The 26284-nt window shown below is 41.1% G+C and carries 22 protein-coding genes and 1 pseudogene; 7 read left to right on the top strand and 16 right to left on the bottom strand.

Annotated elements, in window-relative coordinates; translation table 11 throughout:
- Positions 1-40: 40 nt before the first annotated feature.
- The 14 genes and pseudogenes from rlmF to ACMUMJ_RS08600 all read right to left on the bottom strand — a co-directional run bounded on the left by rlmF (position 41) and on the right by ACMUMJ_RS08600 (position 13906).
- Complete coding sequence (rlmF, locus tag ACMUMJ_RS08665; protein WP_414678429.1) at positions 41-1060, bottom strand: 23S rRNA (adenine(1618)-N(6))-methyltransferase RlmF; 1020 nt, start codon at positions 1058-1060, stop codon at positions 41-43.
- A 103-nt stretch (positions 1061-1163) separates the two neighbouring features.
- A complete protein-coding gene (locus ACMUMJ_RS08660; RefSeq protein WP_414678428.1) occupies positions 1164-1511 on the bottom strand; it encodes a DUF6164 family protein in 348 nt (115 codons plus the stop codon).
- A 54-nt stretch (positions 1512-1565) separates the two neighbouring features.
- Entirely contained in the window at positions 1566-1739 is a 174-nt protein-coding gene (locus ACMUMJ_RS08655; protein ID WP_414678427.1) for a hypothetical protein, read from the bottom strand.
- A 126-nt stretch (positions 1740-1865) separates the two neighbouring features.
- Positions 1866-2408, bottom strand: a complete 543-nt coding sequence (locus ACMUMJ_RS08650; protein ID WP_414678426.1) for a DUF3833 domain-containing protein — start codon at positions 2406-2408, stop codon at positions 1866-1868.
- Between the two features lie 38 nt (positions 2409-2446).
- A complete protein-coding gene (locus tag ACMUMJ_RS08645) occupies positions 2447-3175 on the bottom strand; it encodes a hypothetical protein (protein ID WP_414678425.1) in 729 nt (242 codons plus the stop codon).
- Positions 3176-3270: 95 nt separating this feature from the next.
- Complete coding sequence (locus ACMUMJ_RS08640) at positions 3271-3861, bottom strand: DUF2878 domain-containing protein (RefSeq protein ID WP_414678424.1); 591 nt, start codon at positions 3859-3861, stop codon at positions 3271-3273.
- Between the two features lie 58 nt (positions 3862-3919).
- Entirely contained in the window at positions 3920-5209 is a 1290-nt protein-coding gene (locus ACMUMJ_RS08635; protein WP_414678423.1) for a class I SAM-dependent methyltransferase, read from the bottom strand.
- Between the two features lie 14 nt (positions 5210-5223).
- On the bottom strand, positions 5224-6039 hold the full coding sequence (locus ACMUMJ_RS08630; RefSeq protein ID WP_414678422.1) for a DUF1365 domain-containing protein: 816 nt from the start codon (positions 6037-6039) through the stop codon (positions 5224-5226).
- Positions 6040-7290, bottom strand: coding sequence for an NAD(P)/FAD-dependent oxidoreductase (locus tag ACMUMJ_RS08625; RefSeq protein WP_414678421.1), 1251 nt, complete (start codon positions 7288-7290; stop codon positions 6040-6042). It lies immediately after the preceding gene.
- A gap of 36 nt (positions 7291-7326) precedes the next feature.
- Entirely contained in the window at positions 7327-8082 is a 756-nt protein-coding gene (locus ACMUMJ_RS08620) for an SDR family NAD(P)-dependent oxidoreductase (protein WP_414678419.1), read from the bottom strand.
- Positions 8083-8098: 16 nt separating this feature from the next.
- A complete protein-coding gene (locus tag ACMUMJ_RS08615) occupies positions 8099-8599 on the bottom strand; it encodes a nuclear transport factor 2 family protein (protein ID WP_414678418.1) in 501 nt (166 codons plus the stop codon).
- A 423-nt stretch (positions 8600-9022) separates the two neighbouring features.
- On the bottom strand, positions 9023-12208 hold the full coding sequence (locus tag ACMUMJ_RS08610) for an HD domain-containing phosphohydrolase (RefSeq protein WP_414678417.1): 3186 nt from the start codon (positions 12206-12208) through the stop codon (positions 9023-9025).
- A gap of 225 nt (positions 12209-12433) precedes the next feature.
- Positions 12434-12740 (bottom strand): annotated as a pseudogene (locus ACMUMJ_RS08605) (transposase); the annotation flags it as partial.
- 236 nt (positions 12741-12976) lie between these two features.
- Complete coding sequence (locus ACMUMJ_RS08600) at positions 12977-13906, bottom strand: GlcNAc-transferase family protein (RefSeq protein ID WP_414678416.1); 930 nt, start codon at positions 13904-13906, stop codon at positions 12977-12979.
- Between the two features lie 811 nt (positions 13907-14717).
- Between ACMUMJ_RS08600 and ACMUMJ_RS08595 the strand changes: the two genes are divergently transcribed.
- The 4 genes from ACMUMJ_RS08595 to ACMUMJ_RS08580 are packed head-to-tail and all read left to right on the top strand — an operon-like array spanning position 14718 to position 19421.
- On the top strand, positions 14718-16244 hold the full coding sequence (locus ACMUMJ_RS08595; RefSeq protein WP_414678415.1) for an ABC transporter substrate-binding protein: 1527 nt from the start codon (positions 14718-14720) through the stop codon (positions 16242-16244).
- A complete protein-coding gene (locus ACMUMJ_RS08590; protein ID WP_414678414.1) occupies positions 16241-17197 on the top strand; it encodes an ABC transporter permease in 957 nt (318 codons plus the stop codon). Before ACMUMJ_RS08595 ends, ACMUMJ_RS08590 begins: the two co-directional genes overlap by 4 nt.
- The gene (locus ACMUMJ_RS08585; protein ID WP_414678413.1) at positions 17194-18021 is read left to right on the top strand and encodes an ABC transporter permease; all 828 of its coding nucleotides are present in this window, start codon (positions 17194-17196) and stop codon (positions 18019-18021) included. The genes ACMUMJ_RS08590 and ACMUMJ_RS08585 overlap by 4 nt, the downstream gene beginning before the upstream one ends.
- Entirely contained in the window at positions 18018-19421 is a 1404-nt protein-coding gene (locus tag ACMUMJ_RS08580; RefSeq protein WP_414678412.1) for an ABC transporter ATP-binding protein, read from the top strand. Before ACMUMJ_RS08585 ends, ACMUMJ_RS08580 begins: the two co-directional genes overlap by 4 nt.
- Positions 19422-19874: 453 nt before the next feature.
- Here the strand turns inward: ACMUMJ_RS08580 and tcuB are convergent, their stop codons facing one another.
- Complete coding sequence (gene tcuB / locus ACMUMJ_RS08575; RefSeq protein ID WP_414678411.1) at positions 19875-20996, bottom strand: tricarballylate utilization 4Fe-4S protein TcuB; 1122 nt, start codon at positions 20994-20996, stop codon at positions 19875-19877.
- Positions 20983-22377 (bottom strand): FAD-dependent tricarballylate dehydrogenase TcuA, encoded by a 1395-nt coding sequence (gene tcuA / locus ACMUMJ_RS08570; RefSeq protein ID WP_414678410.1) that lies wholly within the window; start codon positions 22375-22377, stop codon positions 20983-20985. Before tcuA ends, tcuB begins: the two co-directional genes overlap by 14 nt.
- Positions 22378-22925: 548 nt before the next feature.
- On the opposite strand from tcuA, the gene ACMUMJ_RS08565 reads away from it, so the two are divergent.
- Genes ACMUMJ_RS08565 through ACMUMJ_RS08555 form a run of 3 tightly spaced genes read left to right on the top strand, consistent with a single transcriptional unit; the run spans position 22926 to position 26137 of the window.
- A complete protein-coding gene (locus ACMUMJ_RS08565) occupies positions 22926-23597 on the top strand; it encodes a response regulator transcription factor (RefSeq protein WP_414678409.1) in 672 nt (223 codons plus the stop codon).
- Positions 23590-25029: a sensor histidine kinase gene (locus ACMUMJ_RS08560; RefSeq protein ID WP_414678408.1), complete on the top strand. Its 1440-nt coding sequence runs from the start codon at positions 23590-23592 to the stop codon at positions 25027-25029. Before ACMUMJ_RS08565 ends, ACMUMJ_RS08560 begins: the two co-directional genes overlap by 8 nt.
- A gap of 4 nt (positions 25030-25033) precedes the next feature.
- The gene (locus tag ACMUMJ_RS08555) at positions 25034-26137 is read left to right on the top strand and encodes an ABC transporter substrate-binding protein (protein ID WP_414678407.1); all 1104 of its coding nucleotides are present in this window, start codon (positions 25034-25036) and stop codon (positions 26135-26137) included.
- Positions 26138-26284 lie beyond the last annotated feature (147 nt).

Raw genomic sequence — 26284 nt, 5'->3', positions numbered from 1 at the left:
AAAATATACAATAGCGTAATAGACAATTAATCATCGCCTATTACGCTATCCAATAGGTATCTTGCCAATAATCTTGTTGTGCAGGTTCTAGAAAGCTCCAAGCAACAAAACGACTGACTTTCTTCCCCTGCGCCATATCAATGGTTCTTACTTGAACTGCGCCTATTTTTTTCAATTCTCTGTAGAGAGCAGGTAAACGGCTTTGTTTTGCAACTAAAGACGTAAACCAATAGCAACGATCATGATAGCGTTTACTTTCTTTAATCATGCGGCAAATAAACGCTTCTTCACCACCATCACACCATAGTTCATCTGATTGCCCTCCAAAATTCAACGTCGATGTTTTTGTACCTTTAACACCTTTCCATTTTCGCTCTGACTCGGTTTTCATTGCCGATTCTGACGTATGAAAGGGTGGATTACATAAGGTCACATCAAACCGATCTTTCTCTCCCCAAACCCCATCAAACAAGGCACTTCTTTCATTTTGTAGACGGATTTGAATATGACTGGATAAACTAGGGTTTGATTTAACAATCGCTTTGGCGGCGTCAACGGCTGTTGCATTGATGTCTGACCCAATGAACTTCCAGCCATACTCCCGCGTTCCTATTATTGGATACACGCAATTAGCGCCAACCCCCACATCCAATGCCTGTACCATAGAGCCACGAGGTATCACGCCATTGTTAGAATAGGCCAATAGATCCGCTAAATAATGGATGTAGTCGGCTCTGCCAGGAATAGGCGGACACAAAAAACCAGAAGGAATATCCCAATAAAAAACGCCGTAAAAATGGCTTAATAAAGCTTTGTTTAACGTTTTTACGGCTTTCGGGTCGGCAAAGTCAATGGATTCATTACCATAGGCATTTTTTGCGACGTATTGAGTAAGCTCGGAACACGAATCAGCTAATAGTGCAAAATCATAACGCATTTTATGTGGGTTTCTTGGATGCAACTCCAACTTATTATTCCTTAACGACGCTTTTTCTGTCACACGCTTTAAGGATTTACTTTGCTTTTTTTTCCCATCAAAAGATCGGCTAACTTTATTCATCGACGATGTCATAATCCAACTTGGCAGGTAATCTAAAAGGTTCGCTAACGTAAAATAGAAGTAACTTAATAAAGCTTAGGCTTTTATAAAAACATCACAGAACCTATATGGTAATAAAAAAGGGAAACACAGATAAACCCGCAACAAATACGATCGCAACCAAAGTAACAGCAAACTCTACAGGATTTTCTTTTAAGTAAGCGGCCATAGCTGGCCCAAAAGGCAACTTTTGCTCTTTAAAATACTGCTGCCTTGCAATTTGGTCTTGCACGATAAGCGCTCTTGCAGATTCAAAATCGGCATTATTACGCACCCAGATAGCAGCAAGAGAAATTTGCCACCGCCCTGCGGAGGTCTCATAAAAATCAATGTCATTGTCTATTAATATTTGCCGTATTGTTGCCGCTTCTTCTTCAGGTACGTATTTCAAAGCAAACACTAACTTAGCCATAAAAATCCACACAATTCGTCATTAAATGAAATTATGCGTCATTATGACGACCCATTACGACAATGCAACCTTTCCTTTAGAGCGACGCGAATTTTCAAACCATTCTAAGAACACTGTTTCTTCTAATGGTCGGCTAGAATAATCTAAACCAGAATAACCCGTACCACAGTCATTATCCAATAGATTAACGCCACATGCCTCTAAACGATAAAATAGATCTAAAGCCATAAGAATCCGATCCCCAACGTAACAACGCTTCTATTTTTGGAACAGATCCATCCCGTACAGCCATAATGGGCTTCATTTCGTCGTTATTAATGACGGATTTTAAACCTAGAAAATCAAAATAAGACGCTATTTTTTTAGTATCACCAAGGATACTGATCCAACGTTAAAGCCAAATTTTGTTAGTAATGATTCATTCAATAGTACTGAATCTTCTATTAGATACATACGGTCATCCACATTCACTTCAATAACACTGCCATCATAGGGTATTTGGAGAACGTATTTCATAAACAATGCGTTGCCCGATGTTCTCAAATGCCCAAAACCCGTTACATCACCCGCTGTTGCGATATAGCCTTTTTCAGAATGCGGCGTAAGTGTCCAAATTCGTTTTTGCTTTTCGCCATCATTAAAAATAAACGATTCATCTAGCGTGCCAATGCCATCTTTCCATGAAGCCTTGAGATCCGCTGTAAAATAACGGATTACTTCCCCTCCTCGATTTTTAACCATACCATGCGCTATAAGGTCTCCATCAAAAAAATCGGCAACAACCAATTTTGGTTCATTCGCTGAATACGTTTCCACAGACGTCGATGAGCAGGAAATTAGCAACAAAGACAATAAGCTAGCAACGCCATATAGGCTTACTTTTTTTATGGCACTCATGATCAAACCTTTTTATTTTGTAATAAAGAATCTGTGTATTATGAAAGGGGAGTTTCATAACGATAATGGATATCAACTGTTAGATAATCCCCATTCTTTTCAGAGATGTTGCCTCTACCTAAATACCGTTGTAAATTTTTGGATTCGTTGTCGTAAACCAAATAAATAGGATCAACAACCAAACGAAAAAACCACGAATTAGGGGAAAGCAATAAACAAATAGCACTCACACTGCTATCACTGTCTTTGCAGTCAGTTTTTACAATTCGAAAAGGAACCGTTATTTGACGGGTCGGTGCCAGAAAAGCCACCTTCATCGTCTCTCCTTTTATTAGTTTATCCCAGTGAGCACGAACATAATGGTCAAATCCTGCATCGACGATTAAACGGTTCGTCACCTCTATGGGTTTGGTTTTCTCTTTTTGGCCATAGGATGCTTTGTAAGTGACCGATAAATTGTCTTTATCCACGGCTTTTACTTTAATGACTTCGCCATTTCGTTGATTCATTTGATCAAAATCAGGCGCTAACAATGAGTGCACATAATGAATGGTTTTTTCGGCAAATATGTTTCCTGTCGCCTCACGGTAAGTGACCAAGTGCGTGTATTCAGACGGTTTTCTGTGCGTTTCCGTATAAAGTAATTCTCCTGTTTTTATGTGAAAGGCCTCTCCTATAGCCACACCGGATGCCATATCAACGGCAGTAAAGCCTAAACTAGAAGCAGCCACCAGCCCTATAGATGCGAGATGTTTAAGTACAATCATAAAAACACCGTATAAATTAAAATATGAATTATTGTCGACATTGGTGCAACTAGGCCGTCCTTTAAATGCTCTTCAAATACTCAGAACCAACTGAATCAAACGGTGTTTACACTCAATAGCCCGTATTTTTCCGCAATAAATAAACCTGTTGGAAGGAGCGCACTCCAAATCAGTCCAATAGCCACCAGCATTATCCACATGGGCTCAATTGAAGAGGAATCAGATAAGAACAATCCGCCATAATAACTAACAGGGACCGCAAACAACCCCACTAACAAAGCAAGTTTCCATCGCCCATGCAACCAAAAAAGCCCGTGTACTAATGTTGTTGAAAAAGCCAACCACAAACACATCATCCAAATAGGAATAACCGAAATAGAATCATTCCACAGAATCGCACCAGAGAATTGAATCAAACCAAATGACTGCAACACACTGTCAATAACAATACCAATAAGGGTAAACCCAGTGATTAACCACCATTCACGCGTGTCTCGAACCATAAAAAGAGAATGAATTATCAATAATATTAAAACCGAAATAGAAGAAACAACATCGGTTGTTGTGACGCAAACAAACCAAATAATTTGAAATAAAATAGCATTAATGATGTTCAAACCTGTTGTGCCTACCTTCACATTGCGCTTAAACGTGACTGCCTTCTCTTTTTTTGATCGTTGCGTCATGGCTTAAACCTCCTATTAAATGCCTCTACGCTCTTTTTTATCACTTAACGGCGGTGCGTTAACGATTGGCTTGAAAACGAAACTCAGGTTTAGCGAAAACAAACTGCCCGGTACTAATCGCTCTCTCACGAAAACCACCTTCGCAATAGCACAGATAAAACTCCCACATACGGCAAAACACATCATCAAAACCCATTTCACGAACATGATGCTTTTTCTGCATAAAAGCCTGCCGCCAATCGGCTAATGTATCAGCGTAATGCTCCGTAATATCCTCAATAGCAACCATTTGCATATTCGTATTTTTAGAGACGTTATTAGCAATCACTTCATTTGACGGCAAACATCCTCCTGGGAATATGTATCTCTGAATAAAATCTACAGACTTTTTCGCATAATGATAACGTTGATCTGCAATGGTAATGGCTTGAATCAGCATCAAACCGTCCTCTTTTAACAACGAGCTGCACATACGGAAATAGCTTTCATAAAATTTGTGGCCCACCGCTTCGATCATTTCTATTGAGACGAGCTTGCTGTATTGACCGGTTAAATCACGATAATCATCCAATAGCAATGTCACCTGTGCCGATAAACCTTCCGTTTCAACTCGCTGTTTGGCAAAGCCATATTGCTCTTGTGAAATCGTTGTTGTCGTTACCTTACAACCATAATATTTCGCAGCATGTACCGCTAATCCGCCCCATCCAGTGCCAATTTCAAGCAAATGATCTTCTGAATTTAACTCAAGTTTTTGACATATTCGATCCAATTTATAGAAAGAGGCCTCTTCAAGCGTGGCTTTCTTATTTGGGTAGATAGCGGAGGAATACATCATGCTAGGATCAAGAAACAAAGAGAAGAAATCATTCCCTAGATCATAATGAGCCGCAATGTTCTTTCGAGAACCTTTCTGTGTGTTTGCGTTCACTAAATGCGCGATCTTGCTCCCAAGGCGATTCAATAGAGGCTTGTCGCCATCCATTTTATTAATCAAATCAAGATTTTTGACCATCAGTTGAATCACTGCCACCAAATCAGGCGTGGTCCAACGATTTAACATAAATGCTTCTCCAGCACCAATACTAGCATTGACAAATAAATCCCAATAAACCGCTCGATCATGAATATGAATGTGTGCAATGCAACGGGCGTTCTCTTTTAATTCCCCAAAGTGAAACACTCTTTCATCCGCTTCCCCTGCTTCATGAAAGTGCTCTTCAATAATTAAGTGACCAACTTGCAGTTTTTTGAGAGCGTTCAACACAAATTTCTTTGCCATTTTATCGAAGAAACTTACAGGCCTTCTTTCATTAACCTTTTGACTGGCTATACTTCCTGAATCCATCGTTGCTGTCCTCTCTATTTCTTTTGTTTTGTCGATTGCGGTTCAGATGATTTTTTAGGGTGATCTTGTAAAGGCACACCTTTTACAAAGAGCGCCAAAGCCTGCCAATAGATACGCCACACCACTTTGATTGTCATAAACGGATAATTAAGCAAAATTCGCCTCAAGCTTTTGGTGGATATTTCTTCACGCTCTAAACACAAGGTTGCATCAAACACCACGGCCTCTTTTTCTAATTCATTCGTTTTGATTTGTGTTTTATTCTCCATGTGAACCGCAATTTTTTTCTCTGGATAATTACTTCTCCAATCATAAATATGTGTCATAGGATGAAATGGAGAAACGTGCATTTCTTTATTAAATTTAATACGTTGACTAACCGAAGTTGGATCACAATGAAGAACGTATTGGACTTTTTCTCCCCACGGAGTGTTCGTTACTTCCAATACCATGGCGTGTAATATTTCTGATTTATCAAAACAGTAGTACACGGTAATCGGGTTAATGATAAAGCCAAAATAACGCACATTAGTGAGCATTCTGACAGGGCCATCAGGATCAAACCCCAAATACTCCTTGACCTTTTTTCTCACTTCTTTCGCCAAGTCTTTTTTGGGGTCACCTAGGTAATCAGAACGTTTAAAACTGGCTAAGTAGCAGTTTTTTTTAGACCATAGCCTAGATAAGGAAAACACTTTATCGATCTCATCAAGATCCAAATACATCATAAATACATTGTATTCAAACGCATGTTCTTTAGGCGAATAACGACGATGGCGCACCCATCCATGATAAATGCCACTGTTAAAATTAGAAGATGAACCCTTCATCTAAAGTATTTCCTGTAGTGCATTCGCCACTCGGATACCACTCATACAACCATCTTCGTGGAATCCATTACGCCAATACGCCCCACAAAACCACGTCCGTTTCACGCCATTAATATCCGCCCAACGTTGTTGAGCCTTAATCCCATCTAATGTAAACACGGGATGTGCATATTGATATCGGCCTAATATGCAACTTGCATCAATACTAGCCGTATCATTTAAGGTCACGACAAACGTGGCATCACTCTCAATCCCTTGGAGAATATTCATGTTATAGCTCAATGTTGCAGGACGTGTACTGTCCCCCGATAAATGATAATTCCAGCTCGACCACGCTTTCTTTTTCTTGGGTAAAATAGAATCATCCGTATGTAACACCACTTCATTCATCCGATATGGCATGGCGCCTAATACGTCTTTTTCATCTTCTGTTGCATCATCAAGCAACGCTAGTACTTGATCACTGTGGCAAGCAAAAATAACCTGATCAAACTCTTCACTTAACTGTTCAGTAAAATGAAGACACACACTATTAGAGTGACGTTCAACACGCTGAATTTGGCTATTCAGTTTAATTCTGTCACGAAACCCAGCCGTCAAAGGCGTTAAATAAGCACTGGATCCTCCTTTAATAACGCGCCACTGAGGTCGATTATTTACACTGAGCAGTCCGTGATTTTTAAAAAATCGAACAAAAAACACCAATGGGAATTCCAACATTTCGTCTAATGTTGAAGACCAAATAGCACTCCCCATAGGTATTAAATAATGACTGGCAAAGAGCTTACCGTATTGTTTTTTCTGTAAGTACTCACCCAGTGTTGTTGCTTCATCTAGTAACCCACTGTCTAAATCTTGAATCGCACTTTTATTAAAATCCATAATGTCTTTCAACATCATCAAATAAGACCCGTTGAATACATTACGCCTTTGAGCAAACAGAGTATCCAGATTATTTCCTCCGTACTCTAAGCCAGTTTGCGCACAACTTACACTGAAACTCATCTCGGTGGGCTTGGACTCCACTCGCAAAGAATCCATAAGCTCAATAAAGTGGGGATAAGTCCAGTCGTTATACACAATGAATCCCGTATCGATCGAATAGTCTCTTCCATCGTACTGCACATTTATTGTTGCCGTGTGACCACCTATTCTGTCAGCGGATTCAAATACCGTAATGTCATGCTGTGCATGTAAATAATAGGCGGATGACAAACCTGAAATTCCAGCCCCTATAATGGCTATTTTCACCAATTCCTCCTTATAACAGTTATGTTGCTCACTTTATCAAAGTGCATTCTGTTGCAGTTTTAACCATGATTTAGGAAATTTTCTTGCCATCCATAACATGGCGACCAAACGTTTAGGAAAAGCATACGTTATTTTACGCTTGGCAATAGCATGTAAAATACGCTCAGCAGCTCGTTCAGAGCTCATTAGAAAAGGCATCGAGAACGTATTTTTTTGAGTTAATGGGGTATTCACAAAACCGGGTAGAATACTGGTGACATCAATATTGAGTTTAACCAGATCTATTCTTATGGAATCGAGCCAATACTGTACAGCGGCTTTTGATGCACCATAGCCTTCAGCTTGTGTAAACGGTGCCACAATCGCCAAAGAACTCACACCAATAAGATGCGGGGCCTTCGCTTTTTGTAATAAGGGTAAGCACGCTTGAAGAGAGTGCACCATGCCTAAAAAATTCACCTTAATCATCCTTTCCATAAGACACCAATCAGGTTCCTTGATATCCAAATATTCACAATGTCCTGCGTTTAAAATCACACGATCAAGATGATTTGTTATCTGAGCCAACTCATCGGTTACACGGTCAATTTGCGTTTTATCCGAAACATCAAAAACAACCGCGTAAACATTGGGAAATTGGTCTTCTAATTCTTTCAGTGTAGACGCGTTTCTTGCGCTAACGATGACCTTATTATCTTTAGCCAGTTTTTCTACTAACGCATAGCCAATTCCAGAGCTTCCACCGGTAATCCAAATCGTTTCACTTTTAATAGGAACAGCTTGAGACTTCATTATTTACACTCTCCTATTAATTGGACAATCTTTGCTTCAATTTTTTAACCAAAAAACTCACCACAGGCACATTCTCGTATAACATTTCACCAAGATCATAAATGTCTTCGTGATAATAAATTCGGTTGTTAAATTGAATCTGAGAGACGCCTCGAACCACAATAACTTCTTTAGAAAGCTTAGGGTGCTTGAAATACATGTTCCATTTTATGTATGCACGACCATCGCCAATCAATTCATCCAAATATTCAAAGCGACCACTTTCCACGCTATGACAAACATCTTCCATGTAAGCATAAAGTGCATCGATCCCTCGTACTTCATGCACTGGGTCTTTAAAGTGTATCGAGTCAGTGTAAACCTGCCCTATCTCATTTAGAGGCGGATTTTTCACATCTTTATAAAACAACTTGAAACGTTCAATTAATGCGTGTTGCACATGGATGTCTGTCGAAGTCTGTGTATTTGAGCGGATAACAGTGCGATTTTTTTGAGCATCCAAATTGGAAGTGTCCATATTATTACCTATATTGTTCGACAGACATTTGAAAGTAAGACGGTATAAACTGAGTCTTAGTGTGTATTTCATTCATACGTCACGAATTCACGCTTTGGATCACTTATTATCAGGAGTTTCTTTGATTATCCCTAAAGCACTAAAAGTGACAAATAAGAGTCTTTTGATCGTTTTTACATAGCAAACAAAAAATGCATTCCACTATCGTACGGAAGGTAGTAAACCTGCGTGTGATAAATCTGAAGACAAGAGGTAGAAAAAAGCAAGCGCATTGAAGATAAAAATTAATGAACAGTATGCGATAAAAACCATCGAATAAGCGGCCATGTCCATATTCGATGGCAGCAATAAAAACGGCATTACTGAATGTCACTAAACGCCCTTATTAGCCGAGCTCTTTTTATCCTTGTATTCAACGCCACACTAACAGGCGCTGTTTTTGAGCTCAATCTCATAATTAAGATAATAATCTATATCAACATAATCTTTTTGACCTTCACTAAGGAATTTATCAGCGTACTGTAGGTAGACACCAGACGATAAGAAGAGCTTAAATATATCCATATCAACATGTAAATCGAGCGCCATTTTATGCAAAATTTTAATCGAGACACTAAGAGGTTTGGCTTTTTTGTAAGGTCTATCGGAAGCGGTAAGAGCTTCAAAAATATCCGCGAGTACCAACACTCTTTCAGGAATAGAAAGGCTTTCCCCTGTCAATTGCCTTGGGTACCCCGTTCCAATTAATGTTTCATGATGGGTGGATGCATAACGCGGCACTCTGGATAACTCTTCATGAAAAGGAAGACTATCCAGCATGCGTATCGTACTTATAATATGCTCATTAATCTTGAAACGGTCTTCTTTTGTCAGCGTGCCTCGACTAATGCTTAGGTTATACAACTCGCCTAAATTTGCTTGATGCTCGGGTGGAATCATTTTAATCCCAAGTTTTTCATCAAATACGATTGGTTTGTGGTGTGGAATGAGGTGCTCGGGTTTATCAGACAAGAGTGTTTCCGTTACAGGTAAAGCACTCCCTTCTCCTGTAAGTTTCCTTTCTTCATGTGGTGATAAACCCAATCTATCATCAAAATGTCTTTGCCACGTTATTTCAGATAATAGAGTCAAACGCTTCTGAATGTCTTCTGACATAAATTCACTGCCAACATTCGCCTTTGCAATAAAGGCAAAGTCTTCATTTAATACGTTAAAAGAACGTTCTTTCTCCTCTTTGAATTGAGCCTCTAACTCTGGGTTTAACAACATTTTTTTATAATATTCAATTTCTGCATCTCGCCTTAGAACTTCAAATCTCATACGTATTTCATGGATTCGATTGTAAACCGCTTCTAGTTTTGAGCCTTTATCAACGATATGTTCTGGCGTTGTAATTTTTCCACAGTCATGCAACCAAGCCGCAATTTTAAATTCTCTAACTTCTTCATCATTTTCAAAACGAAAAGCATTAAATGCGGAAGAAGTATCATTAGACGCCGCAGTAGCAAGTAACATTCCCAGCTCTGGCACTCTTTCACAATGACCCGCCGTATAAGGTGACTTATCATCAATGGCTTGCCCTATTAACTCAATAAAAGAATCCATCAATTCTTTCTGTTTCTGTTGATACGATTGTATAGAGTCCGTCATATCCAACATCGAATCATTGAGTTCTTGAATCTCAATAATACGAGAGTCTTTGAACTTAACATCTTTGTACTGACGGCGCTTAATTTTTGCACTTTCTTTCGCAAGACTCTTAATAGGTTCAACAATAGGGGAGGCAAAAAACCAGCACAGCGGGAATAGAATGATCATCAACAGAGCGGTTACAAAGATTGAAATTTGCAATTTTTCATATGTTTTTTTAAATAAAGAATCTTGAGAAATTAATAAAGCAAAGTATTCCTCATGTCGATTTAATTTACTAATAAAAAGATACGATATTTTACCATCAATTTTCACTTTCAGTAATTGATTGTAATTTTCAGGGTCGTCTACAAAATCAAGTAATTCTTTATAGGGAAGTACACCAACATAATTTTTAGATTCAGATAACAACCACTTTTTAGTTAACACTTGCCTTTGTTCTGGCGTAATATGGTCGATTGCTAGATTTATAATATCAAGCAGTTCACTTTTTTCTTTAGAGACTAAAAAATGTAAATCTGCAGATAATGTCGCTCTGTCACTTTCAATGTTAGTATGGTATTTCAGATCATCAATAAAATATTGTTTCGCGGTATATTGCAGTACATAATTATTATCAATTCCTGAAAAGTACTCTCCATCATGTACCTTTTTTAAGACATCTATTGTTGATGGAACCTCAACAATGTTGATTTTTGGGTAGTGCTCTTTGATGATTTTTATAATTGACCAGCCAGCAGGGATTGCAACGGTTTTACCATTTAATTGATCTAAGGATTTGAGCTCTTCCACTCCCGATTGAGTCACCATAGAAAATGGCGCTTTTAGAAATGGCTTACTAATCAGACCTAATCTTTGATTCGTTTCATTATTGTAAGCCGCACTGAGTATGTTTAACTTATCTTCATTAAACAAGCCGACCAGTTCAGACCAACTAAAACCATTAATAAAATTAATTTTTAACCCTGTCGACTCACCTATCAATTTCATCACATCAACGCTATAACCAGATGGTTTTCCCGAGGCAGAAAAATCCAGTGGAGCCCAATCCAACTCGTTAGATACAGACACAATATTAAGTTTGTCAATCAGCTCTCTTTGTCTTTGAGATAGGGTTAATGATGGCGATTTAGGTATATCAATGGGCTTCTCTTTTTTTCGTAAATTAGACGCGATTAATTGGCCTTCCTTTTGAAAGACAAACATTTCAGCATTTAATTCTGGATCATTAAAATCTTCATGTAATAAGTATTCCGATATGGACTCTAGCGCAATATCGATAGCAACAACGGTGTTATTAGAATACGGTATTTTTAACGAGTACGTTTGCCCAGGGGATTGTAAGTGCTGAAATAAATACGGGGGACTTTTATAAATACTCTGTGATGTGGCGTTAGAAAACCAAAATCGATTCACAGGGTTGTATTCTGTAGACTCTATAATCTCATTACTCGCCGTTAAGTGTTGATCGTAAAACGTCGTCTTTTTCAGCTTTTCATTGTTTTCATCATAGATTTCAATCGTTACCCATCTGTCGCTTGAAGAGGCCTTCATTTGACTGCGCACAATGGGGCTTGATTCTAAATTGATAACTTCAAAGAAACTGCCGCTGTCATCGGCAATGTATATACCGTATAAATTATTATTTGATTGGAAAATTTTAATTATTTCAGAAAATTCACTGCTGTGAGAAAAATAGTTTTTTATCTCAGGGTCTCTGACTAATTTTTCAAGCGTTTCCTCAATATTCTTATTTTTTGTGGATAAATTTTCAGAGGTATTTTTAGTCGTCATACTAAAAATACGAGACGTGTATTCTAATGCCATTGTAGAGCTAAAATGACTCTGTAAGAGAATTGCCACGGTGGCGGTAATGAGGATAGAAAAAATAAAAATACTAACAACGGCGGCTTTAACTTTAATATTAAACCTGTTCTTTACCTTACTAATAACGGACATATCTATCTCATTGGCTAGGTTAGTACATAATTACCGAAGATTATAAGAGTATTTTTACTGTTTCACCATTACAAATGGTTACATAACGAGCTCTCCCCCACAAACCTAAGGAAACTGCGATTAAGAAGTCTCAGTACATTAAACACATTTCATTCGAACAAAAAAAGCACAAAATGCCACTCATTTTTGTACTTTTCGCTACTTAATAAGCCGATTTAACGTTATTTAGTTCGTTTTGAACGGATTACCCCTTGCTGCTCGTAGCATCGGCTTCATTCTACACTTATTAGCTAAGGCAAACAGCATCGCCAGTTTGTTGTCGTTTTTAACCAGACCTCTATAAATTACTTTTCTAAAACCAAACTGACGCTTTATAATCCGAAATGGGTGTTCTACTTTTACTCGAATACTGGCTTTAATGCCTTCCGCTCGGATCGACAGCGCATTTATTCTCGGGTGTTTCTTTAAAAGACGTACCTTACTTGGCCTCTCAGTAAATTAGCCAGTCGGTTTTGATGTCTTTTAGCTCTTCTTATTTTTGCGCACCTCGATACGAGAAAGGAAAATTTCTTTCCGTGTTTTTCGACGTTTGTGGTTAAACTCGCTGTCGACAAAAGTGAGTTGATGTGACATAACTAAGACTTGAAGAGGTAAACAGGAGTTTTTCATGTTAGGGACTTATTCGCCTATTCCCTAAATCAAACACATGTTTCAAGCAGTTTGTTATATGAATTAAATAGCGCTAGAAACAAATAGTATACTACTATCCTAACGAATGATTTTCTTATTAAAATAATCAATACCGCTGAAACGTATGAAATCACCTAAACTTCTTACCTGACCTAAGCCATAGGCACTGCCAAGCATTCCATCACCATAAAACAAACGATTCACTCTTTCCTGTGATCGTTGTTTTAATTGGGCATGCTTCAAGCGCCTCTTATCACGAACACTTTCATGCCAATGTTGATTGGTATAAGACACGCCACTTTCCTTATAGTGGTGATACAAAGGTATCCATGTAGGGTGATAAATATCCCATCCTCTTGTGTAAGCTCTCACACTTAGACTTTGCTCTTCTCCATGAAAATACAAATAAGGATCATAAGGGATTTCCTCAATGAACGCGGATTTTGTAAAAATAAAACCAGCTGCGATATGACAGCCATTAACAGGTTCAGTTGTTTTTACATGACCTGCCCGAAACCTTAGAACAGCGCAGTCGTCCGTTAGCGATGTATCAGGGTGAGGTCGTAGCTCCATAACGAATTCACCAGTAGGCTTTGTAAAAACAGGCTGTTCATCAGCATCAAAACAAAAAGCATAAGGATATACAGACAAAATAGGTTTTGCAGATTTTTCCAATATTTTCGTATATTGTGTTAATAAGTTGTCATCCCATCCTTGCTCAAAATAAGTATGGGAATCGATTTGTAATAAATACTCTTCGTTATCGAACAAAGAAAAGGCCATATTTCTGGCCCAAGATACCCCAAATGTCTCCATTTTATTAATGTAAACATAGCGAATCTGATCCGCAAAACTCAGAGCATCAATCGCATCTTTTTGAGAAGCATCATTTTGGTCAATAACAGCAAACACTAAGTTCTCAGGTTTTTCCGCTTTTTGATAGCAATCTCTTAAGGTAAAGAAAAGCAATTCATCACAGTATGATGCGATACTCACAAATATTTTCATTCTTATTTCCAAATGCTGCGAAAAATTTTAGGCTAAGAATATCAGAAACCTCCGCCTATAACATACGCCTTATTTTTTGCTGTAAACTTCAGGCGTGCCTCCAACAATAAGACTACCCATTAATTAAAGTTAGGATAATCCAAAAAGGTTCCATAGAATTTGAAATTGTATGTGTTCAGTCACAAGACATTTGCGACGACACTTCAATAAAATGGGATGTCGGCGCTTTCTATAGATATAAAATTCATCCACTATGTTTTTTAAAGAAACCCTACTTTCTCAAAACCTATGAGCAAACAGTCCGCCACAGTATGAACGCGGCATTTATAGGCTAAAACAGTTGCACGAAAGTATCAAGCAATGACCTGAAGCGCTCATCCATTTTAAAAGTCACAACGTACATATAGGAAATATTCTTAAAGGAAAAATTGGAGAACATTCCCACTCACCTCAATCAAATGCCGAGCAATAACAACTTTTTTTGAAAAAATTAAACATTACTCTACTTTTATAATAAATAAAAAACGGACCAGAAAGAGCGTTTCAACCATGACGCTTTCTGAATCTACTTTTCAACGTCTAATTCATTCATCTTTATATTTTAATTTAATAAATGGTATGTATTATTCATCTGCATTAGAGTACTATTTGTTATGTTATAACATAACTACATTTGCACTAAATTTTATTAGCACTAATGCTTGATGGTACAGAATTGAAAAACGAGAGATTATTTGAGCTATAAGCACAACAACCCTCACTTTCAGCACTATCAAGTTATTACCACCTACAACCGAAAATGGAAAAAACTATGATTAAAGCCTTTGTAATAACATTGGCCACGACAATGTTATTTGCGTCACAAGCGTCAATTGCCGCAAGCAAAACCCATCTTAATATATCCTCTCCTTGGGAAGTAAACAGTTATGAACCTTCGGTTTCAGGCTCTGCTTTCTATAGCCTCGGAGTAATGGAAACCTTGGTAGACGCCACCGTCGAGGGCGTCCTTATACCTGGGCTTGCCACGAAATGGGAGATGAGTGATGATGGGCTCAGTTGGCGTTTCAGCATCCGTGAAGGTGTAAGTTTTCATGATGATAGCTTATTAACCGCTAACGTTGCTGCAAATGCCTTACAAAAAGCATTTGACAACCCCGGCATGCTTAAAAAAGCGCCTATTTTGACCATCCATGCTGACCAAAATGATGTTGTGGTCACACTTGATAAACCGTTTTCATCCCTACCTGCACTAATGACTCATAATACTACGGTCATTTCAGCACCATCCTCAATCAATAAAGACGGTGCTCACATTGCAGCCATTGGTACGGGGCCATTTGCAGTAGACACATTCACACCACCACAGGGTTTAAATGTCAAACGATTCGATAACTATTGGGGCGACAAAGCAAAACTGGAAACAGTAAGCTATCTCGCAACAAGCCGCGCTGAAACACGAGCGCTGTTGGCAGAAAGTGGCGATGCCGATTTGGTCTTTTCACTCGACCCTTCAGGCTTTACTCGCCTAGCAAAAGTTGACAGTGTCAAAACCAAAATGACGCCTATTCCTCGCGTAGTCACTCTGAAACTCAATGCGGGACATGCCTTTCTTAATGATCCGCGTGCAAGACGTGCTTTGAGTTTGGCAATGGATCGTATTGGTATTGCTACCGCCATCACACGCTTCCCAGAAGGAAGTGCTACTCAACTTTTCCCACCCGCGTTAGATCAATGGCACAACGAAGCACTTGAGCCTCTATATCAAGATGTCAAAGCAGCTAAAAACTTATTAGCCGAGCTCGGTTGGACACCCGGTGATGATGGAATATTGAATCGCAACGGCGAACGCTTTTCTCTAATATTACGTACCTTCACCGATCGTCCAGAATTACCCTTAATTGCAGCTGCACTGCAAGATCAGTGGCGCACGATTGGTGTAGAACTGAACGTCAGTATTGGCAGTTACTCGGAAATCCCCGCAGGACACAAAGACGGCTCGTTGCATGTTGCCCTTTATGCACGCAACTACGGAATTACACCTGACCCCATCGGCGCAGCGCTGCAAGACTTTGGAGCAGGTGGTGGTGACTGGGGAGCAATGAACTGGGAAAACGCAAATGTCGCTCAAGCGTTAGAAAAAATTGCCACAACCAGTGACCCAGTCGCTCGAAACAAGAACATCGCTACCGTTGTCGAATCAATTCACAACGAGCTTCCTTTGATTCCAGTGGTTTGGTATCAACACATTGTTTCTGTTGCGAAAGATTTACAAGGTTACACAATTGACCCTCTCGAACGAAAATTTCGCTTGGAAGACGTTTTTTGGGATGAGAAATGATTAGATCAATTGGATTTTGGTCCACTCTTGCAGGACGGGCCTCTCAAGCTGTTTTGGTTGCCGTGGTCGTTGGGATAGTAAGCTTTTCAATGATGCAAGCATTGCCAGGTGATGATGCCTATCGCATCGCCGCCGGCCGCTATGGTTATGACATGATGGATGCGGCTTCAGCCGAGGCTGTACGTGAGGAATTGGGGTTAGATCAACCCCAATTCGTACAGTTAATGACATGGTTAGGGTCACTCGCTCAACTGGATTTAGGAACGTCTTCGGTCTCAGGCACTCCTATTATAGAAGAGCTAAAAGTACAACTAGGTTATTCATTGTTGCTTGCTGGTGCGGGCATTATCGCGTCTCTACTGATTGCGATACCTGTAGGTGTCGCCTCTGGACTACGTCCAGGCGGCATTGTGGATCGAATTAGCTTAGGTGCATCCATTATTCTACGAGCGGTGCCCGCTTTTGCATTAGGTATTTTTCTAATGCTCGCCTTAGCCGTGCATCTCAAATTACTCCCAGTAGCAGGCTTTCAAAGCCCAAAATACCTTATATTACCCGCGTTAACACTTGGGTTCGGCCTTGCTGCTGTGTCTAGCCGAGTGGTCCGCGACGCTGTCTGTGAAGCCATGTCGGCGGAATGGCGCTTTTTCTCACGCACCAAAGGACTGTCTTCTTGGCAAACCCTTAGACGCCATGTTTTGCGTAATGCCTCATTACCTGTTGTCGCCTATGTTGGCGTACAGCTCGCTTATGTCATTGAAGGTGTGGTCATTGTAGAGTCTGTCTTTGCCTTTCCTGGTATTGGCCATGCACTGGTTCACGCCATTTTTGGCCGAGATGTCCCTATGGTTCAAGGCACAGCACTGACGCTAGGGCTGCTTTATGTCTTTCTCAACTTAATTATCGATCTTTGTTGTCATGGTATCGACCCTAGAAGGAGGAACTCAGTTTGAGCACTACTCAGATCTTATCCACCTTGCCACAAAAAGGTGGCTTACCCTTCAGCCGTATCCTTGGCTATTGCCTTCTTTTTGGTTTGGCAATATGTGCCGTTATGGGTCCTGATCTCACTGGTATAGACCCTGCCCGCCAATCTTTAATCAATACTCTGCAAGGGCCGAGCTCCGAGCACTGGCTGGGCACAGACCACTTAGGGCGTGACATGTTGACGCGCTTACTCTCTGGTGCGCAATTGTCTCTGTCTCTGGCGGCCTTATCTGTTATCACAGCCGCCATACCGGGCACATTATTGGGCATTCTTGCCACTTGGCATGGAGGCTGGACCGAACGCATGTTGGCGTTATTTGCGGATGCTATCCTTGCTTTGCCCGGTCTGTTGCTTGTATTGATGCTGGCAGCAATTTCACCGGGTTCATGGTGGGCACTCTACGTTGGTTTGTCACTCACACTATGGGTAGAATATTTTCGCTACACACGACAACGTGCTCGCGTTGTGCTCGCTGAACCATCGGTGGAAGCCTCAAAGTTATTAGGGTTTGGTGCCATGCACGTGATTAAGCGTCATTTATTACCTGAGATTGGGCCTGGGTTACTTACCATCGCCGCCTTTGGCGCTGCCACAGCCGTAACCGCTGTAGCGGCACTTGGATTTATCAGTGTTGGCATCCGCCCACCCACCGCTGAGTGGGGCGTTATGATGACTCAGCTGCTTCCCTACTGGCGTGAAGCGCCATTCTTGATTTTTCAGCCCGTTTTCTGTCTTGTATTGACAGTGTTGGCTTTGCATTTATCTGTAAAGGTGAGAAAAGCAACATGAATCACATTACCATAGCCGTTGAAGCACTGTCTGTTTACGCAGGTGCAACGCAACTACTGGGGCCGATTACCTTTAGCCTCCCTACTGGCCGATCGCTGGTGATCATGGGTGAAACAGGAGCCGGTAAAAGTTTGCTTGCACAAGCTATACTCGGCACCCTGCCGGACGGATTACATTCCACTGGTACTATTCACCTCAATGGCCAAAGAATAGACCAACTCAGCCCACAAGAACGATCTCGTTTTTGGGGGCGGGATGTCGCGATTTTACCGCAAGAACCCTGGCGAGCCCTTGATCCTCTGATGTATGCTGCCGCACAAGTCCAAGAGTCCTATCGTTTTGTAGCAGGGCTTACTCGTTCGAATGCTGCTGCTGCCACTCAGTCTGACTTCAACGCATTAGAGCTTCATGGTAATGAGCGCCGTCTCCCTCGCACATTATCGGGAGGAATGGCACAACGGGTTGCCTTTGCCGCCGCCACAGCCGCTGACGCTCCCATATTGATTGCCGACGAGCCAACTAAGGGTCTCGATACTCAACGCAGTGCCAAAATCATTAGTTTACTGACTGAGAAACCGAACCAGGGTGGCGCTCTCATCACCATTACACATGAAGCGTCAGTTGCAAGACAGTTAGGGGGCGACATACTGGTACTAAAGTCTGGAACTCTAATTGAAAGCGGCTCTACCACCGAAGTGCTCAATAATCCGAGCGAGGACTATACGCAACAGTTATTAAATGCCGAACCACGAGCTTGGCCTAAGCAAGCGTCTTCCTCACGCGGTGATCTACTTCTCAATGCTGAAAACCTCAGTATCTACCGAGGAGGAAAGTGCCTATTGGAAGACTTTAGTCTTGAGCTTTACGCTAATGAACGCATTGCCATAACAGGCCCAAGCGGTGTAGGAAAAACATCATTGTTAGATGTTTTAGCAGGCATCAATCAGCCCGAAAAAGGGCGAGTAACACGCAACAGCTCGGTCATCCAAACAGGTATTCAAAAGCTTTACCAAGACCCACCTGCGGCTTTCCCTAACAAGGTATCATTGGAAAAAAGTTTACGAGATGTTGCTCGACTGCATTCCGTCGACTGGTCGGTAGTATTGGAGTATTTATCTGAACTGGGTATTCACCCATCACTAATGGACAGGCGTCCCGATGCCGTTTCAGGTGGGGAACTGCAAAGAATATCGATTGCCAGAGCATTAACGGCCAACCCTACCGTTTTACTAGCAGACGAACCAACGTCCCGTCTTGATCCTATAACACAGCGTGAAACTCTTGCGATGATCGCCGACATCGCCAGCGAACGCGGAATCGCCGTCTTGCTCGTGACTCACGACCTAGACATCGCAGAGAAATGGGCAGACCGCCATTATACTTTGCATTCGCCTTTGTAATGCCCTACTCTCTCCCTCACTTTGACAGTGTGGAATCGCCATGGACGGCAAGGGTGAGTTGTAAAATTTCACATAGAAAATGATTCGATTACATACAGCTTTGAGTGCCCCTGAGCATTGATATCGCTCCTATATTATTTATGCGTCAAAAATAACGAGAGTGCCTCTAGTACTAGGAGCGACTGCGTGCAAAACACCAATTAGAACAATGTATATTTCACCACTAAGCACAGTAACAGCGTCTGAATCTACGATGAGATTAAGCTGACCATCCACAACCAACAGCCCTTCTGGGTAATCGTGTGATTCATCAGGATAAGAGTGATTCAGTAATATGCACTAAGAGCCTGTCTTAGAGAGCTGATGAGGTGAAGTTTATTGGCTGGTTCAAAGGGAGGAATTCTGACCTAAGTGAAAAAGCTGAGCTCAGGTATGAGCCCAGCAAAGGATGGGTTATACCTTGTTTTGCTCTTCTTTTATCAGTGCCGCGAGACGATAAAAACCATGAGTCATTTTCGAGTAGGGCATGAGTAAGAAAAACGCTAAAACACAGCCTAAATGCAAGGCTAAAAGCTCTCCTAACCAAGGGCTTTTTCCAAACCAGTACAGGACTAAGCCTGAGGTGCTAACAAAAAAGAGTAAAAGAACAAAGGCCATTTCACCTCCCCAAACTTTTGTATCTCCCAGAGATTTGTCTGCTTGTAGCTTTAAATAGGCTAATCCAGCAGTACCAACACTTAAAGAGATACCTCCTACAATACCCAGTATTTTAGGTAAAGAGGTGAGGTCGTAGGGTGCTGCCATAGCAAGCAGATAATGCATGAGCGTTGCAGTGCTTGTTGCTGCAAAACAGAGTAAAAAACCATACATTGTTGCCTGATGAAAATAACGACGCGCTTGGCTAAACCTATCTTCATCCTCGTAATTGCACCCTTCTCCATGACCGGCAGCTAGATTTTTCATTTTCGCTACTGAGGCAAAAGCTCCTTTAATATGAATTAAGCGTAATGGCTCTGCACCGATGTCTCGCCAGAAGCGCCTGACACTAAAGGCAATACTGGCAAGGGGTAGCAAAAAGGCTGGCATAAATAGGGCTACCATAAGATTATGTGACAACAGGTCATAGAAGTTAGCTGGTGAGTTTGCAGAAGTGCTGGTACCCATAAGCTGAATTAGCCACAAAAGGGCGGCAAAACCTAAAATAACGGCTGCTCCTATGGCTGCTCCATTTTGGTGAAAAGCCTTCGCAAAAGCAGCGGGGTAGGCATTATCCTGCCAGCTTTCTTGCCTGACTTTAGCAAGCGCCTTAGGCAGGTTTAAGTCAAATTCGTGCGGTGCCGTATATTGGCAAGCGTAATAACATCCACGACAGTTATGGCAAAGGTTGGCGAGTTGTTTTAGGTCGTTATCAGAAAATGATCTTTCCCTGTGAACGGCAGGGAAAACAGAGCAATAGGTTTCACAATAACGACAGGCATTACAGATTTCGAGCTGTCGTCTGGCTTGATCCAGAGTATTAAGAGCGTATTGCTCGCTGGTATTTGAATCTAGGTTAACGATCTCAATTGTTTGCATATTTTGCTACCTCTTGCCCTGCGATACGGCCAAAAACCGTACCAATTGCCATACCAAACCCGGCCAAATATCCTTGGCCTAAAATGGATCCCGCCATGGTTTCCCCCGCAGCCCAAAGGTTTTTAATTGGGCCATTTTCGCCTTGTACTTGAGCTGTTTCGTCTACCTTCAAACCTAGGTAAGTAAAAGTGACTCCCGTTCTCAAGCTGTAGCCATAATAGGGCGGCGTATCGATAGGTCTTGCCCAATTCGTTTTGGCAGGTGTGAGGCCCTGCGTGGCTAAACCATCAAGCTCTGTTGGGTGAAATTTTCCTGCACGGCATGAGCTGTTAAAGCCATTGATGGTTTGAGTTAAGGCATTCGGCTCTAACCCCATTTTTACTGCGAGTTCCTCTAGGGTATCCGCTTTAATCGGTGGAAAAACAGAAGGCATAAAAAGGTCTAACGACTTAGCATCGATAATAACATAGGCAACTTGATCGGGTTGGTCTGCGACTAATCTTCCCCAAATGGCATAACGTTTAGGCCAAACATCTTCCCCTTCATCGTAAAAGCGTTGGCTATTTTGATTCACAACAACAGAAAAAGGTACGCAATCTAAGCGTGTTACTATGCCTCCATCGTATTTAGGTGAACGGCCATCAATAGCAACTGCATGGCATTGCGTTGGATCACCGACAGAGGTCGCGCCTTGTTTAAGTAGGTTTGCCAGAACCACACCTTTATTATAAGGGGTTCCACGGATAAGAAAATTTTTTGCGGCAGGCCCCCAAGCTCTTGCTAGCCAGTCGATATCTGCTTGAAAACCGCCTGAGGCGACAATAACGGTCTCTGGTGAGAGCTCTATCCTGTCATTTTGATAATCAAAGGTGACTGTTTTTATATAATTATCGCGCAAATCTAAATGGTTAACCTGGGCCTCATAGAGTACATCCACACCTAATTTTTCAAGCTGGCGGTAATACGCATTGACTAAAGATTTTCCGCCTCCCATAAAAAAAGCATTGGTGCGAGATAAAGATAAGGTGCCAGATAAAGAAGGCTGAAATCTAACCCCATGATCCTGCATCCAGTCATAACATTCATGGGTATTTTTGATGACAAGCCGAGCAAGCTTTTCATCGGTTTTCCCCTTGGTGACCTTGAGCAAATCATCAAAATATTCTTCTTCTGTGTAGGTATCTGTAAGCACGGCTTTAGGTGTAGGATGCATGCATCTAAAGTTTCTAGTATGACGTGAGTTACCACCACGATAGGACTTAGGCGCACCTTCTAGAATGAGAACTTTCAGGCCTGCCTCTGCCGCTGTTATAGCGGCACAAAGAGCAGCATTACCGCCGCCAATGACTATGGTGTCATAGATATTATTTATTTTTTTCATGATCTAAACCAGTGAACTTATGGTGTCGCCCTATTACGACCTCAAGCACAGCTTAGGGGGCAAAGCTGTCGCGAAGCTGTCATCAACTTAGAAAGAAGGGTATTTCGTTTTATGCTTCAACAATAAGGTGTCATTAAGAAAAAAAGGCCTGCGACCGCTGTCATGAAAGAGGCAAAAAAACAGGAAACGATCAGTATCTAATCAACTAAAGTTAAAACAAAAAGTTGGGGATTTAGCATTAAGTACACCTATTATAGTTTTTGACGTGATAATCCTACTTGCTTAATAAAGCAGTCTAAAAGAGCGACATCCTGTGCTTAATACTCAGGTTGATTTAGCGTGTTTTATTATCAACAAGATAGCGATCAAATAACATAATAAATTGTCATCAGGCTGTCATGACAAAGATTTATTTATCTTAACAGACCTATAATTGACTGCTAATATTTCATGGAATGGATAAGAAATTGATTGGATTACAGCATAAATAATTGTACTAAGTACTGGAATATAAATGAGTTAATCGAACAGCTATCAGGTAATAATAAATGAGAGTTCTGATTGTCGAAGATGATGCTGTACTAGGTGAAGCCATTAGCCAGCGGATGTTAAAACAAGGTCATGGAGTGGATTTGGTAACCAGTGGTGCAGATGCAAATGACATCTTGAGGCATCAAGAGTATGACCTTGTGATATTGGATTTGAACTTACCCGGCATGAATGGCGAGAAAGTGCTGAATAAGCTCAGAGTGCGTCAAACCAATACACCTGTATTGATACTTACCGCTCGTAATCAAGTTGAAGACAGAATTCAGTTACTGGATTTAGGTGCTGATGATTATCTGACTAAACCTTTTGACTTTGGTGAATTTGATGCAAGGTGCCGTGCCTTATTAAGACGCCATCAAGGGCAAGCTCAGAATTCAATTCGTTATGGCAACCTTACTCTAGATAGAAAAACCTGTCGTGTGTATGTCGACCAAGCCTTGGTTGACCTTAAACAGAGAGAGTTTCGACTGTTAGAGATTTTTATCAGCCATACAGGCTGGGTATTAAGTAAAGACGACTTAATTGACCATCTTTATAATTTTGATGAGCCACCTAGTCCAAATGCGATTGAACTGTATGTTGCTAGATTAAGAAAAAAGCTGCAAGCCAGTGATATTGAGATTCGTACCCTAAGAGGATTAGGTTATATATTGGAAGAATTTAATGAATAGAGGGAAAAAAGCCAACTCTATTCGTAGCCAACTTGTACTCATGACGCTGTTCTTATTGATTGTCATGACAGTCATTGCTTTTTTTTTAGCAAATAGTTATGGCAAGCGTTCAGCCCAGGTTTCCTTTGATCGTCTTCTTACCAGTGCGGCGTTACAAACAGCTGAAAGCATTAGTATGAAAGACGGCCAAGTCATAGTAGACCTGCCTTGGTCAGCCTTTGAAATTCTGTCTTCGGCCCATAATGATAGGGTGTTTTACCGTATCAGTGATAAAGCGGGAAATAAAATTACGGGATACCAAGACTTACCAACACTAAATGACACTGATAGAAGAGGAAACTGGGTCGTTCAACAAGGTCGACCAGAGCCTAGATTTTTTGATGACCTCTACCAAGGTGAGGCAGTGAGGTTTGTGGTTTTCAAAAAACAACTGACTGAAACTTTGTACCAAGGCGATGTGAGTATACAAATTGGGCAAACAGTGATTGCCCGTGAAGCCTTAGCCAGTGAGATAAGTTGGCGCGCAATTCAGTTAGTACTGCCATTTATTTTTATCGGGTTCCTCCTTGTTGTACTTGGGATCTGGACACTTCTAAAACCCATTAAAGAATTGAACAAAGCCTTATCTAATCGTACTGGATTTGATTTGTCGGAAATCAACTTGCCTGTACCGTCTGAGTTAACGCCTTTAGTACAAAGCATAAATCACTTTATGGGCCAGCTTGATAATAATCTCAATCAGTTACAGCGCTTTACCAGTGAAGCAGCGCATCAGCTGAGAACGCCTCTAGCAGGATTAAAGTCTCAAGCGCAAAATGCCCTGAGTGAAGAGGATGAAGTGACTCGACATGCTCAACTTGTTCGTGTGATTGAATCCTGTGACATGTTAAATCACACAGTATCACAGCTGTTACTGCAGGCGACCTTATCCCACCGTTTTCAAAGCCAGCAATTGACACGAATTAATTTGGCGAAAGTGACTAAAAAAGTTTGTAAGGATGTCGTTGTATCAGCATTACAACAGGACATCGAAATAAGTTTTGAAGAAGAAGAGACTTTCGCCAGAGAAAATACAGGTAACATTTTAGGGGATGCTTTTGCTTTAGAGCAGATGGTAAGAAACATATTAGAAAATGCCATAAAATACAGCCCTCCCCATTCTTGGGTGAGTGTCAGTATTTTAAGTGTTACCCATTCTTTCAAGCCCATGATACGTCTGTTAGTAACAGATCAGGGCATTGGTATTCCTGATAGTGAAAAGCCTCATGTGTTTGAGCGCTTTTATCGTAGCGCGAACAATCCTAGGTCCGGTACTGGCTTAGGTTTGGCAATCGTTAAGGAAGTAGCCGATCATCATAATGCCTTGCTCAAACTCAGTAACAATGAACCTCAGGGGCTTGTGGTGAACTTAACGTTCGAATTGGTAGACTAAAGTTATGTTAAAAGTTTTATGTCTGATTAGCTTTGCGTTATTGAGTATCGCTGTAAGAGCAGAGAGTTTTGCCATCCAAGAGACAAAAAGAGACAGTGCCTTCATGGAGCATCGTCAACTTAATATTCGAGGCGCGGCAGATTACCCAGAGATAGCACCTTTGCTTAATGCCTTTATGCAGCGCTTCCCTAATATAGAAGTAGAATACCAAGAGTTGGGGACTCGTCGCCTTTACGAGCGTTTTGTTTCCGGTGAATTTAGCGAAGCGGATCTGATTACAAGCTCTGCCATGCACCTACAAATCAAGCTGATTAATGACGGCTATGCGCAAAGTTATCGTTCAGCCCAAACCAACACTTTACCTGATTGGGCCAGTTGGCGCAGTGAACTCTTTGGTTTTACTTATGAACCTGCGGTCATTGCTTATAATCATGATTTTATTTCCCATAATTCAAGTGTCTTGACCCCAGATCTACAAAGCCGTGAACGTATGCTGGAATACATTCGAGAAAACAGTAATCGTATCAAGGGGAAAATAGGCACCTTTGATATTGAAAAAGTCGGCTTAGGCTATCTTTTATGGTCCCATGATAGTCAGCAATCGACCAGTTATGGACGCGTACTAGAGTCCTTTGGTATTCATGATGTTCGCCTTTATCCTAGTAGTGCTTCTATGCTTCAAGCGCTTGCTGATAATGAAATTGCCATCTCCTATAACCTGCTTGGCTCATACGCCAAGTCTTGGTCTAAGGATTACCCTCAAATAAAAGTCATACTGCCCACTGATTATACCATGGCGATTATGCGAACGGCGTTTATTCCTAAAACAGCACCCGACCCAGAGGTAGCCAGAGTCTTTTTAGACTTCCTGATTTCAGAAGAGGGGCAACGCATCTTGGCTGAGCAATCTAACTTGTTTCCTATTAATGAAAGTGTGAGAAAAAAATATTTAGAATCTGGCTTTAATATATCCAACTCCACGACGACTCGCCCCATTGCCTTAGGGCTAAAGCTCTTAGTTTTAAGTGATGAGATGAAACGGAAAATTATTTTAGATGAATGGTTTCAGGCCTTAATTAAGCCAGATAAGGACTCTCCTTTAGAATAAAGCTAACCCTATTTTCCTTTTACGCATATTTAAACTAAGATTTTAAATCAATTACTTACGGATATTTACCACCACAACCTCTGCGAGGATAACAGCGACCAAGATAGAGAGGGTTTTCTCACAGAACGGGGTTCAAATTCACAGGGT

Origin of the sequence: Marinomonas phycocola, from assembly GCF_047525455.1 — a bacterium.
In the GTDB taxonomy this organism is placed as follows: Bacteria; Pseudomonadota; Gammaproteobacteria; order Pseudomonadales; family Marinomonadaceae; genus Marinomonas.
The sequence above is the reverse complement of the archived record's forward strand: the minus strand, read 5'-3'. Positions and strand labels throughout refer to the sequence as shown.